The organism is Stenotrophomonas sp. CCNWLW162 (assembly GCF_037203745.1).
Taxonomy (GTDB): domain Bacteria; phylum Pseudomonadota; class Gammaproteobacteria; order Xanthomonadales; family Xanthomonadaceae; genus Stenotrophomonas; species Stenotrophomonas maltophilia_AQ.
This window is the reverse complement of the sequence record NZ_JBBCBL010000006.1, coordinates 143,105-155,049: the sequence shown is the minus strand read 5'-3', so window position 1 is coordinate 155,049 and position 11,945 is coordinate 143,105. Positions and strand designations below refer to the sequence as shown.

Annotated in this window: 11 protein-coding genes; 1 reads left to right on the top strand and 10 read right to left on the bottom strand. The window is 68.0% G+C overall.

Annotated features, from left to right (window positions below):
• Nucleotides 1-23: 23 nt before the first annotated feature.
• From V9K93_RS16765 to V9K93_RS16740, 6 genes are all read right to left on the bottom strand, one after another.
• The gene (locus V9K93_RS16765; RefSeq protein WP_046985605.1) at nt 24-467 is read right to left on the bottom strand and encodes a DUF2147 domain-containing protein; all 444 of its coding nucleotides are present in this window, start codon (nt 465-467) and stop codon (nt 24-26) included.
• 423 nt (nt 468-890) lie between these two features.
• Nucleotides 891-1,295, bottom strand: a complete 405-nt coding sequence (gene gloA2, locus V9K93_RS16760; protein WP_046983546.1) for an SMU1112c/YaeR family gloxylase I-like metalloprotein — start codon at nt 1,293-1,295, stop codon at nt 891-893.
• The gene (locus V9K93_RS16755) at nt 1,292-2,362 is read right to left on the bottom strand and encodes a serine hydrolase domain-containing protein (RefSeq protein ID WP_046983547.1); all 1,071 of its coding nucleotides are present in this window, start codon (nt 2,360-2,362) and stop codon (nt 1,292-1,294) included. The genes gloA2 and V9K93_RS16755 overlap by 4 nt, the downstream gene beginning before the upstream one ends.
• 16 nt (nt 2,363-2,378) lie before the next feature.
• The gene (locus V9K93_RS16750) at nt 2,379-4,319 is read right to left on the bottom strand and encodes a DUF885 domain-containing protein (protein ID WP_046983548.1); all 1,941 of its coding nucleotides are present in this window, start codon (nt 4,317-4,319) and stop codon (nt 2,379-2,381) included.
• Nucleotides 4,320-4,414: 95 nt separating this feature from the next.
• Complete coding sequence (locus V9K93_RS16745; protein ID WP_046983549.1) at nt 4,415-5,200, bottom strand: queuosine precursor transporter; 786 nt, start codon at nt 5,198-5,200, stop codon at nt 4,415-4,417.
• Nucleotides 5,197-5,880, bottom strand: coding sequence for a DUF502 domain-containing protein (locus tag V9K93_RS16740; protein ID WP_046983550.1), 684 nt, complete (start codon nt 5,878-5,880; stop codon nt 5,197-5,199). Before V9K93_RS16740 ends, V9K93_RS16745 begins: the two co-directional genes overlap by 4 nt.
• Nucleotides 5,881-5,956: 76 nt before the next feature.
• Here V9K93_RS16740 and V9K93_RS16735 point away from each other — a divergent pair, with 76 nt between their 5' ends.
• Nucleotides 5,957-7,270, top strand: coding sequence for a hypothetical protein (locus V9K93_RS16735; protein ID WP_337302904.1), 1,314 nt, complete (start codon nt 5,957-5,959; stop codon nt 7,268-7,270).
• Between the two features lie 8 nt (nt 7,271-7,278).
• Here the strand turns inward: V9K93_RS16735 and V9K93_RS16730 are convergent, their stop codons facing one another.
• From V9K93_RS16730 to V9K93_RS16715, 4 genes are all read right to left on the bottom strand, one after another.
• Nucleotides 7,279-7,995 (bottom strand): hypothetical protein, encoded by a 717-nt coding sequence (locus tag V9K93_RS16730; protein WP_046983552.1) that lies wholly within the window; start codon nt 7,993-7,995, stop codon nt 7,279-7,281.
• 47 nt (nt 7,996-8,042) lie between these two features.
• Nucleotides 8,043-8,495 carry a DUF4442 domain-containing protein gene (locus V9K93_RS16725; RefSeq protein ID WP_046983553.1) on the bottom strand — a complete coding sequence of 151 codons (453 nt, stop codon included), beginning with the start codon at nt 8,493-8,495 and terminating at the stop codon, nt 8,043-8,045.
• Between the two features lie 73 nt (nt 8,496-8,568).
• A complete protein-coding gene (locus V9K93_RS16720) occupies nt 8,569-10,194 on the bottom strand; it encodes a CHASE2 domain-containing protein (protein WP_046983554.1) in 1,626 nt (541 codons plus the stop codon).
• Nucleotides 10,191-11,891, bottom strand: coding sequence for a FecR family protein (locus tag V9K93_RS16715; protein WP_308518031.1), 1,701 nt, complete (start codon nt 11,889-11,891; stop codon nt 10,191-10,193). Before V9K93_RS16715 ends, V9K93_RS16720 begins: the two co-directional genes overlap by 4 nt.
• Between the last annotated feature and the right edge of the window lie 54 nt (nt 11,892-11,945).

Sequence of the window (11,945 nt, the reverse complement as noted above, 5' to 3'; positions counted from 1 at the left end):
GTGTGAAGCGGGGGACGTGGCGCTTACTCGCGCTGCCAGGTCTGCGCGCGGCAGATGAAGGCGATGCAGCCGGACACATCCAGCTTGGTGCCGCCGGCCTGCAGCTCCATCTTCGACTTGTAGGTCTTGCCGTTGGCCGGGTCGAGGATGGTGCCGCCGGACCACTTGTTGGCGCCGTCGGCCTTCAGGTTCCAGAGGATGGTCATGCCCTTCACCGGCTTGTTCTTGTTGGCACCTTCACAGCCGTCGCAGACCGGGTTCGGGCCCTTGTCCGAGTGCAGGATGTCGACCACCTTGCCGGACAGCGTGCCATTGGCGGCCTGGGTGATCTCGACGATCGACTTCACCTTGCCGGTCTTGTCGTCGATGGTCTTCCAGCGGCCGGCGGCGCCGTCGGCGGCCTGCGCCGAGAGCGCGGCCAGGCACAGTGGCAGCGCCAGCAGCAGGGTCTTGAAGGTCTTGCGCATGGTCCCCTCCCAGGGTTCATTCCGGCACGGTGCCGGTATGGGTCGACTGTATACCCATTCGGCGGGGTATGGGGAAGGGGGGGCTTTGGCCGGGTTGCACCCGGCACCCGCAACAGCAACGTCAACGGCAACGGCAACGGCGTGCATTCCGTGCGGCGGCGGGGTGGGTCCGGTGGCGGGGGACGCCGTAAACCCATCCATGGGGGCTTGGCCGCGGCATCCATGCCGCGGACACCCCCGCAACCGGCCCCCCCGCCTTCGACAGGTTCCGCGATCGGTTGGAATGGCATTGCCTGCTCTTGGTGGGTGTCGACCTTGGTCGACACGGTAAATCCACGCCATGTGTTGATGGGACTTTCCGTGGCGGCGGCGGGGTCAGATCCCTTTTCCATTGGAAAAGGGATCTGACCCCGACACACACGCTCAAGCGATCTCGTACAACTCCAGCGGCAGGTCGTCGGGGTCGGCGAAGAAGGTGAAGCGGCGGCCGGTGTATTCGTCCACGCGGATCGGTTCGCAGGCTATGCCATGCGCGGCCAGGCGCTCGATGAAGGGTTCCAGCATGGCGACGCGGAATGCGAGGTGGCGCAGGCCCTGGGCTTCCGGGCGGCTGGGACGGGGCGGCGGGGAAGGGAAGGAGAACAGTTCCAGCTGGCTGCCGTCGGGCAGTGCCAGGTCCAGCTTCCAGGAGTCGCGCGCGCTGCGGTGGTTCTCGGCCAGCACGCGCAGGCCGAGGATGCGCACGTAGAAGTCTTTCGAGCGCGCGTAGTCGCTGCAGATCAGTGCGGCGTGGTGGATGCCCAGCAGGGCGCAGGCGTCATCGCTCATTGCAGGGTGTCCAGCCAGCGCTGGGCAATCTTCTGCGCCAGCGGATAGGGTTCGGGGTCGTTGCGGTTGCTCAGCACGATCACGGTCAGGTGCTTTTCCGGATGGCGCACGATCACGTTGCGGAAACCGATGCTCTCGCCGCTGTGCCATTGCACCGGCCCGTTCAGGCGCCAGCCGAAGCCGTAGTGCGGCACGTCGGCTTCGGGCGTCGACGTGGCCGGGCTGAACATCGCGCGGCGCGAGGCCTTCGACAGCAGGCGGTCGTCATACAGCGCGGCATCCCAGCGGGCGAGGTCGTCCAGCGAGGAATAGATGCCGCCATCACCCAGCACGGCGCTGGTGGTGCTCTGGTCGGTGCGTTGCCAGTGGCCGTCCAGCTCGCTGTAGCCATAGGCGCGCTGAGCCACCACATCGACGCCGTCCTGGTGGGCCACGGTATGGGCCATGCCCAGCGGGCGGAAGATCCGCTGTTGCAGGAAGCCCGCGAAATCCTGGCCGGAGGCGCGGCCGACGATCAGCGCCAGCAGCGCGTAGCCACTGTTGCTGTAGCGGTATTGCGTGCCGGGTGCGAAGTTCAAGCGGTCCGCGCGCGACAGCAGGGCCAGCACATCGGCATCGTGCACCTGGCGGGTGCCGGCCGGGTCCATCAGGTCTTCGTAATCGAGCAGGCCACTGGTGTGCGAGAGCAGTTGGCGGATCGTGATGTCCGCCGCCACCGGGGGCAGCTCCGGCAGCCAACGTCGGGCCGGCTGGTCGAGCCCAAGCCGGCCATCCTCCACCAGCAGCAGCACAGCCGCGGCGGTGAACTGCTTGCTGACCGAGGCCAGCCGGAAGTTGCTGGCCGGAGTGACTGCGGTGCGGTCTTCCACCACCGCCAGGCCATAGCCGCGGCGGAACACCGGTTTGCCGTCGTGCAGCACCAGCACGGCGGCGCCGGGCACCTGGCCGTCGTAGGCCTGCATCAGGCCGTCGATGCCCGTATCCGGTGGGGTCAGCACCGGTGCGGCGGCGCCCGCCAGAGGCAGCAGGCCCAGCACGGCAGCGAACAGGGCGACGGCAGGGCGCATGACGGCTCCAGAGGGGTCAGGGCGAAGGCGTGGGCGTGGTGCTGGCCGGCTGCGCCATCCAGCGTTCCATCTTGCGGCTCAGTACGTCCAATGGCATCGAGCCGTCCTTCAGCAGTTCGGCGTGGAAACGTCGCAGGTCGAAGGCTGCGCCCTGCCGTGCCTTGGCCTTGTCGCGCAGGGCCACGATGGTGGTCAGGCCGGCCACGTTGGACAGCGCCTGGCCGGGCTGGGCCATGATCCGCTCGACTTCGGCGTTGGCGTCATCGCTGCTCATGTCCACGGTCTTCTGCAGGTAGGCCACGGCCTGTTGCTTGCTCCAGCCCTGCGCGTTCACACCGGTGTCGGCCACTACGCGCGCGGCGCGCAGCAGGCGCGAGTACAGATAACCGATGCGGTCATAAGGGTCGGTGTAGATGCCGAGATCCTCGCCCAGGGTTTCCGCGTACAGGCCCCAGCCTTCGACGAAGGCAAGGTCGCCACCCAGGCGGCGGAAGCGCGGCAGCTTGGCAAGTTCCTGCTGCAGGCCCAGCTGCACGTGGTGGCCGGGAATGGCTTCATGCAGGTACTGCACCGGCACGCTCCAACGCTTGCGGCTGGGCAGGTCTCGGGTGTTGACGTACAGCAGGCCTGGTTGCCCGGCCGGCGACGGCTGGTAGGCCGCCGCAGCGGAGGTGAGTGCACGCTCGGGCTCCACCGCGCGTATTTCCAGTGTGGACTTGGGCAGGGTGTCCAGCACCTGTGGCAGGCGCGCGTTGACCTGCTGCTGCACCTGGCGATAGCGGTTGATCAACGCATTGGCGTCGCCGTACTGGAACTGGCGGTCGTTGCGCATGCTGCGCAGCAGCTTGGACGGCGTACCGCGCAGCTTGGCGTCCTTCATCACCGTGGCGATCTGAGCCTGCAGCTCCTGCACGCGCTGCTCGCCCAGCGCGTGCAGCTGCGCGGCGGTCTGGTCGCTGGCGGTGGTCTGCACGATCAGGTTGGCATACCAGGCCTGGCCATCGGGCAATGCGCCCAAGCCGCTGCTGGCGCGGGTGGCCGGCAGGTACTCGGTGGCGATGAAGCCGCGCAGGGCACGGTAGGCCGGCATGATGCGCAGTTCGATCATGCGCTTGTACTCAGCACTGATACGCGCCTTGTCCTCGGCTGCGATGGTGTTCGGCATGGTGCGGATCGGCGACCAGAAGATGCTCTCCTCAGCGGTTGGCTTGATCACTGCATCCAACTGCGGAATAACCTTCTCCATCAGGTCGCGCGGCTGCACCACGCCGGCCTTCACGCCCTGCCGCATGTTGTCGATGGCCTGGTCGAACAGCTCGGGAATGCCCAGCGAGCGGCGCGACCAGGTGTCGTAGTCCTGCGCGGTATTGAACGGCTGCGCGCCGGCACCGGAACCGAGGATCGCCATGATGCTGCCGACGTTGTAGTACTGGCTGATCGGCATCATCCAGCTCGGGTAACGCTCGGCGGCCAGCGAGGCGCGCGCATCGCGCACGAAGATCTCGTAGCTGAGCAGGTCCTGGCCCTGCAGGCCGTCATTGCCGAGTTTCTCGACCTTGCCCAGCCATTCGGTAGTGAAGTCGTGCGACTGCTGGCGCCAGGTGGGGGACAGGATGTTGGGCAGCTGGTCGTTGTAGCGGGTCTCGCCCTGGAAGGTGGCCTGCAGCGGATTCAACCGCATCGAGGCATCCCAGTACTCGTCGTACAGGCGCTCCAGCTGCACCTGCTTGGGCACGGCGCGGGCCGGTGCGACGGGACGTGGCGCAGCGCGGCGCGCCGAACTGCCACGGGCCGGCGCGGTGGCGCGGGCGGGCCTGGCCTTGGGCTTGGCGGCCTGGCGAGTCTGCGCGGCGGCAGGGCGGCTGGCCTTCTTCTTCGCTGCTTCGGCCGACGGCACGGCACTGAACAGGAACAACGCGGCAATGGCGGCGGCCAGGGCGCGGGGGGAATACGGCATCAAGAAGCTTCCGTGGAACACAGACCGTGGAGCTTGCACGATCCGCGCGCGTACGGCCAGCGTGAAGGCGCAGTCAGCTTGGTGGCGCTGGGGCTTCAGTCAGCCGCGGCGGCGGCACGCAGTGCGGCGGCGCGATCGGCGCCCAGATAGCGGGTGATAGCCCGCCGCATCAGGTACAGCAACGGAATCAGGGCAATCGCAAAGCCCATCTTGTACACGTAGTTGACGCTGGCGACTGCCAGGAACAGCGAGGTCGGCCAGTGTTGCGGGCCCAGCACGAAGGCGATCCAGATCACCACGAAGCTGTCCACCACCTGCGAGATCGCGGTCGAGCCGGTCGCACGCAGCCACACGTGGCGCTCACCGGTAGCCTGGCGGATGCGGTGGAACACCGCCACGTCGATCAGCTGGCCGAGCAGGAAGGCCACCAGCGAGCCGGCGATGGTCCACATGCCCTGGCCGAACACCGCAGCGAACGCGGCCTGGTAGTCGGGCACGCCGTAGCCGTTCATCGACGTTACCCACCAGCTGGCCGGTGCCAGCGAGATCGCTGCGAAGGCGAACAGGAAACCGTAGCCGATCAGCACCACCGCCAGCCACGAGATGAAGCGCACGCCGCGCTTGCCGAAGAACTCGTTGATGGTGTCGGTCATGATGAACACCACCGGCCACAACAGGGTCCCGGCGGTGAAGCTGAGCGAGCCGGTCTGGCCGAACAGGTTCCAGTTCAGCGGATCGATGCCGAGCGTGTCTTCGAGGGCGAAGATCTTCACCCCGATCAGCTCGGCCAGCACCGCGTTGCCGCAGAAGAACGCGGCCAGCACGATGAACAACAGGACCGCACGATCCTGCAGCGGGCGCTCGAATGGCGCCGCGGTCATTCGGCGCGATCGCCGGCGCGGGTGAACGGCACGGTGGGCGGGGCAACCGCGCCGCCGGAGATGATGAAGCTCATCGCCTGGTCCACGGTCCAGTCGGTCGGGGTCAGCAGCTCGACCGGCACGATCTCCAGATAGCCCGAGGTCGGGTTCGGCGTGGTCGGCACGTATACCGCGGCCAGCTCACGATCGGTGCCGTGTTCCTTGATGACCCGGGTCACCAGGCCGACCGACTTCATGTCGCGGTGCGGGAAGTCGATCAGCACCACGCGCTGGGTGCTGCCCGGCTCGGTCTGCAGCATGTCCAGCAGCTTCTTGGCGCTGTCGTAGATGATGCTGGCCAGTGGAATGCGCTTGATGACCGCGCCGACCCAGCGCAGCAGGCGCTGGCCGAGCACGCGGCGGCTGGCCACGCCCACCGCCAGGATCACCAGCAGGGTGGCCAGCAGGGCGATGATGTCCTGGATCCACTCGGCACGGACCCAACCGAGATAATGCGGGAAGTTTGTCGCGATCTGCTCGGACAATGGCACCACCAGCGGGCTGGAAATGCCCGACAGCAGCACGAACACGAATTTGACCACGACCCAGGTCAGCCAGATCGGCAGCAGGGTCAGCAGGCCGGTGAGAAACAGGCGCTGCAGGGAGGGGCGGGGGACCAGGGCGGGGGCTTCGAGCGACATGCGCGCATTGTAGCGGTCACTGCTGGTCGATTACGCTGGGTGATCGACTGCGGCAACGGCACATGGAAGGGAAGCTGTGTTGAAGATCCTGCGCGGACTGGGCTGGACCCTGGGCGGCCTGCTGGTGCTGGCGATCGTGGTGTGGTGCGCCTCGCGCATGTGGCCCGTGCCCGAATCGAGGGTGCTGGCGCAGCAGCGACTGGAGGCGCGCCTGCCGGCGACCGGGCGCAATGGCTATGCGCTGTTGTGGACGCTTCCGTTTGACGGGCTGGATGCCCGCCAGCGTGAGCAGGCGCTGGCCGAGGACGCGCGGCGCTGGGCGGCCGACCCGCGGGGCGGCAGTATTGGCCAGACCCACCTGGCAGCCAGCCACGCCGAGCTGCACTCACGGCCGGGTGCCAGTTGCGGGCCGACCGCCAGCAACTGCCTGGCCCAGGTGCGCGCCGACCCGCAACCCTTCGTGGACGCCCACGCCGGGCACCAGCAGTTGCACACGCGCCTGGACCAACTGGCTGAAGCGGACCACTTCGTGTCCCCATTCCAGCCGAAGGGCGAGGGCATTCTCGTCCCGTTGCCGACCTATGGCCTGGTGGTGGACGCCACCAGCGCCCGCGCGCTGGCCTATGTGCAGGGCGACGTCGAGGGTGCGTTGCGCGGCAGTTGCCGTGGCCTGCAGCTGGGCCGTCGGCTGGTGCCCGGGGGCAGCTACCTGGTCGAAAGCATCGTCGGTGCCAGCCTGGTCCAGGCCAACGCCCAGCTGCTGGCCGACATGCTGGTGGAACTGCCCGCCGACCATCCCTTGCCGGTCGAGTGCGAGCAGGCGATGCAGCCGATGCGGGCTGACGAACAAAGTCTGTGCCGCGCGACACAGGGGGAGTACGCAATGAGCCGGGCAGCGATTGAAACCTCGGCGAGCGAATTCGGCGGCGTACTGGTGCTGGACCGCAGCAGCACCCTGGCACGCGTGGCCGGCAATCTCGGCTGGGCCTGTGGTGCCACCGCCATGGCGGCGCTGGAAGCAGATCGACCGTTGCCGGTGCAGGCACCGCCGCAGCGGGATTTCGGTTGCCTGTCCAACGTCATGGGTTGCGTATTGACCGACATTGCGGCGCCGATCTATCCCGCGTATTCGTCCCGGACCCAGGACGCTGCGGCGATGCTGCGCCTGCTGGGTGCACAACGCTGGCTGCGCCAGCAGGCCGGTGATCCGGTCGATGCACTGCAGCGGTTGCCCGCGCAGTTCCGCTCGCCGGTACGCACCCCGCGCCTGTCGGCCGATGGCAGCCGCCTGCAGGTGCCACGCCGCTCGCCGCCGCGCAGCAACGATGAAAGCGCCTGGCTGTCGGTACCACTGGCCGCAGGTGCGCCTTCAACCGCCGCACGCGATTGAGGGCAGGTTCAACCGGCCCCGACCAACGGATCGAATCCCCAGCCATCGCCGACCGTTTCAAGCGTCCAGCGCCGACTGCTGCGCAGCGGTTGCCAGCGCACGCTGTCGGTATCGGTCTCGATGCTGCCTTCAACCTGTTTCACCTTGCCGGTGGAAAAGTTGACGCTCAACGACTCGGTCTGCCCGGAGTTGCGCATCACCGAATCGCGGTCATAGCCGATCAGGGCGAAGGCGCCGTTCTGCCAGCGGAAGGTGAACGCGGTCGTGCCCATCGACCAGCTGCCTGCGCTGGCGAACGAAAACAACGCCACCCTCAGCGTGCCGCGCTGGATGCTGACGCCGCCATCTTCGAGCGGATCGCTGAGCACGGGACTTTCCGGGCGCGGAATCAGCTTGTGGTCCTGCGCCGCGAGCACGTAGCCGGACGGGCGCGACCAGGCGATGGCGAGGATGCGCGGATTGCTGTCATACGGAGAAGGACCGAAGCCATCGTGCTCGATGACGTTGCGCGGGTCCTGCTGGCGCAACACCAGCACCAGGTCGGCGCGACCATCGTGGTCGAGGTCACCTTCCAGTCGGGTTTCCAGCGTCCAGCCCTTGGGCACGAAGCCGGCCGCATCGGCCGCCTGCGCCGGCAGCGTCGGGTACTGCACCGGTGGCACATCCAGTGCGTGGGCGGCGAAGGACAGCGGGGTCAGCAGTGCAGCAAGGGCGAACGGGCGCATTGGAGCCTCCATGGCGGGGAGGCAGAGAATAGCGCCGATGCCGCCGATCAGCGTGCGTGTGGTTTCAACCGCAGGTAGACCTGCTTGCGTACCTGTGCGACCACTTCGCCGCTTTCATCGACCACGTCGTTGCTGAACCAGCGCAGCACCTTGTCGCCGCTGGCCGCTTCGGCGCGCAGTTCGTCCAGCAGTGCGTCATCGATGCGGAACGACGTACGTACGGTGCCGCGGCCGGGCTTGAGGAAATCGATCGCACCGGCACGGTCCCACACGTAGTAGTCGCGGCCGAGGATGTGCAGCAGGCCAAGCATCCAGAACGGATCGGTCATCGCAAACAGGCTGCCGCCGAAATGCGTGCCGACGTAGTTGCGGTTCCAGGGCCGCATGCGCAGTTCGACGTCGATCTGCCGGTAGTCCGGCGAGACCCGGGTGACGTGGATGCCGGTGAACAGGAACGGCGGCCAGAGGTTGATGCCGAAGCGGAACAGGCGGGCGTTCATGCGGGTCCGGGGGGCGCAGGGCGAGGCCTACAGTCTAGCCATTCGCATGCGTATGTTGCACCTGGGCCGGTGTTCAGGCCTCGCCGTCGATCACGTAACCGTCGCGCCCGTTGGCCTTGGCCTGGTACAGGGCGGTGTCGGCACCTTCGACGAAGTCGTGCGGTTGCAGCTCGCCGTCCGGCACGCGGGTGAACACGCCGATGGTGAGGGTGACGCCGGCGTCGCTGCCTTCACCGGGCGCCGGCAACGCCCGCACGCAGGCGATCAGGTCTTCGATCACCAGGCGCGCGCCTTCGGCCGGCGTATCCGGCAGCACCAGCGCGAATTCGTCGCCACCATAGCGTGCGGCCATGTCGCGCGGGCGCCGTGCATGCGCACCGATCAGGCGCGCGACATCGCGCAGCACGCGGTCGCCGACCTGATGGCCGTGGCGGTCGTTGTGGCGCTTGAAATGGTCGACGTCGATCAGCGCCAGGCTCAGCGGCTTGCCACTGCGCCGCGCCGCATCGCATTCCTGCTGCAGCGACTGCTCGAAGCGCAGGCGGTTGCCGAGGCCGGTCAGCGCATCGCGGTTGGCCTGGCGGTGCCAGGCCGAAATCCGCCAGGTCGCCCAGGCCAGCAGTACCAGGGTGATGCCCAGCATGGCGCTGGCCGGGGCCCACCACAGGTCGCAGGCGCGCAGCAGCAGCCAGCTCAGCAGCGGCGCCAGCGGCAGCGAGCACAGCGCAGCCAGCCACGGCAGGCGCAAGCCGAGCAGGATCACGCACAGTGCCACCAGCACGCCGCTGATGGCGTGCTGCCAGAGGCGGGGCAGCAGGTCGATCTGCTTGTGCTGCAGCAGCATCGAAGCAATGTTGGCCTGGTACTCGCTGCCACTCATCCAGAATTCGCGGGTGGTCGGGGTCAGCAGCCGCGGCGCGACGCCGCTGGCGGTCATGCCCACCACGATGCGACGGCCGTGCAGCATGGCCATGTCCACGTGGCCATCGAGCACGTCGGCGTAGGAAACCTGGGGCAGGCGTTCGGGTGGGCCGGCGTAGCGCACCCGCACGTAGTCGTCGCGCCGCCATTGATAGGGCGAGTTCACGCCAGGATCGGGATCGGGCAGTCCGCGTACCGCGCCCGGCGGCAGATCGGCCAGCGCCAGCCCGAGTGCAGGCCAGTGCGCGCGGCCGATGCCTGCGTGCAGGTACACGCCGCGGGCAACGCCATCGCCATCCACTTCGACGTCGGTATGGCCGATCGCCGCCGCGCTGGCTGCGATCCGTGGAATCGGCAGCATTTCCTCGGCCATGCGATCACCCGCTGCGGGCGCCGCCAGGACTGGCAGCACGACCCTGCCGTTGCGCCGGATGGCCGCCGCCAACTGTTCATCCTGGCGGCTGTCACGGCGATCAGGTTCGGACAGCATCAGGTCCAGCGCCACGCGCTCGGCACCGGCATCGGTCAGGCGATCCAGCAACCGCGCATGGATCGAGCGCGGCCATGGCCACTGGCCGATGCGCTGCAGGCTGCCCTCGTCGATGGCCACGATCAGTACGCTGGGATCGGGACGGTAATCCCAATTGCCGACCATGGCGTCGTAGGCGGCTTCGTCCTGTCGCCACAACCATTGGCCATGGCTGGCCACGATCGTCAGTATTCCTGCCAGCAGCGCCAGCACGATCCGCTTCGACCATGGAAGCGGCGACCGCCTCACAACAACAACCACAGCAGCAGGGCGCCACCACCGGCGCCGTAGCACAGGCGGCAGGGCAGCTTGATCTGCTGGGCAGGGGAATACTCGCCAGCGTGGCCGTCGTCATCGATGTACTGCACGCGCACGTGCAGGGTGCCGCTCCACGGCCGCTTGAAGCTGACCTGCGGCTCGGTCACGGTTTCGTCGACGAGCGGCGCCTTGAAGTCGCCATGGCGATCCACCTGCACCCGGTAGCGCTGGCCCTCGCTGCCGGCCTGCCAGCGCAGGGTCAGCGCGCCATGCGCGGCTTCGGGTGGTTGCAGGGCGGGATCGACCGGTTCATTGCTCAGTTGCAGCGGCAGTGCCTGGCCGTAGCGGCCCTGGTGTTCGTTGCCATCGCGCGAGGCCACCCGCCAGAAGTACTGGCCCGGCGGCAGGGGCTGTGCCAGGCGCAGGTCGGTGTTCTGAGTGGTCTGTTCCTGCAACGGCTGCTGGAAGGTCGGTTCGGCGGCGATCTGCAGCACGCTGCTGTGCGCGCCGGGGGCCTGGCTCCAGCGGAAACGCGGGCGGTCACTGTTGATCGTCTGGCCGTGCAGCGGTGCGACCGTCAACGGCGGTGGCGGCTGGTCGCTGAGTTCGAAATCGGCACTGGCATCGAGGCCTTCCACGCCCTGGGCATCGACGGCGCGCAGCAGGATGCGCAGCTGGCCCGGTGGCAGGTCGCCGATCGACAGGCGGGTGTCGGTGGTGGTGGCGGCGAACAGCAGGATCTCCGGTGTCGCCGCCTGTACCACTTCAACGCGGTACTGCGCGGCGCCGTCGACCGGCTCCCAGGCCAGTCGGGTCGGCAGCGGCGCCAGGCGCAGTTCATCGTTGCGCAGCTGCGGCGCAGGCAGCAGGGCGGAGACCGCATCGGGCGCGCTATCGGCGCTGCTGCTGCGGCTGGCGTGGCCAGGCTTGACCAGCTGCCGGCCATGGCTGTTGCCGACCTGTACCTTGCCCTGCAGGACTTCAGTGGCGGCAACATGCTGGGTGTCGCCGGCACTGACCCGGAACACGGTGCCGCGAACGCTGCTGGTCGCGGTGGGTGCGTCGATGATGTAACGCGACGCAGGACCGCGGGCTGGCGTCACGCGGTTGCTGGCGCGGCCCTGCTGCAGGCGCAGGCGGGTGTCGACCATACCGGTGTGGCCGTAGCGGCTGAGCTGGTCCAGGCGCAAACGGGAATATTCGCGCAACTGCAGGCGCGAGGCATCGGCAAATTCGAGAGTGACGCTGGAATCGCCTTCGGTCTCGATGGTGTCACCGATGTGCAACTGCTCGCCGGCCAGAATGGCGCGGGTAGCCCTGCCATCGGCGCCGGACAGTTCGACCTTGCCGCGTACCGACAGCACCCGGGCCGGCGCCGGTTCGATGCGCAGCCAGCTGATCGGGAAACGCAGCAGCTGGCCGGGCGGCAACTGGTAGGGGTTGTCGATGCGGTTGTGCTGCTGCAGCTGCTGCCAGCGCACCGAGGGCTTGAGGTAAACGCCACCAAGGTCCCACAGGGTATCGCCGGGGCGGACCCGGTAGTTCCAGTCCTGGGCCGCAGCCACGGTCGGCAGCAGGAGGAGGGCGCAGAGCAGCGCACCCTTGAAGCGCATGGCAAACGACAGCGAGCGGACGAAGGTCACAGTTGGCAATCCCGGCAATGCGGGGGCGCAGCTGCAAGACCCCATGGCCCCGACCTCATCCCCCCGAACGGATCGTGGCGACCGTACGGCCGCCATCCC

Coding starts and splice junctions, on each gene's coding strand:
- V9K93_RS16750 (WP_046983548.1), bottom strand. CDS start 4,319: ATGCCGTATTCCCCCCGCGCCCTGGCCGCCGCCATTGCCGCGTTGTTC.
- V9K93_RS16740 (WP_046983550.1), bottom strand. CDS start 5,880: ATGTCGCTCGAAGCCCCCGCCCTGGTCCCCCGCCCCTCCCTGCAGCGC.
- V9K93_RS16755 (WP_046983547.1), bottom strand. CDS start 2,362: ATGCGCCCTGCCGTCGCCCTGTTCGCTGCCGTGCTGGGCCTGCTGCCT.
- V9K93_RS16765 (WP_046985605.1), bottom strand. CDS start 467: ATGCGCAAGACCTTCAAGACCCTGCTGCTGGCGCTGCCACTGTGCCTG.
- V9K93_RS16730 (WP_046983552.1), bottom strand. CDS start 7,995: ATGCGCCCGTTCGCCCTTGCTGCACTGCTGACCCCGCTGTCCTTCGCC.
- V9K93_RS16715 (WP_308518031.1), bottom strand. CDS start 11,891: ATGGGGTCTTGCAGCTGCGCCCCCGCATTGCCGGGATTGCCAACTGTG.
- V9K93_RS16745 (WP_046983549.1), bottom strand. CDS start 5,200: ATGACCGCGGCGCCATTCGAGCGCCCGCTGCAGGATCGTGCGGTCCTG.
- V9K93_RS16725 (WP_046983553.1), bottom strand. CDS start 8,495: ATGAACGCCCGCCTGTTCCGCTTCGGCATCAACCTCTGGCCGCCGTTC.
- gloA2 (WP_046983546.1), bottom strand. CDS start 1,295: ATGAGCGATGACGCCTGCGCCCTGCTGGGCATCCACCACGCCGCACTG.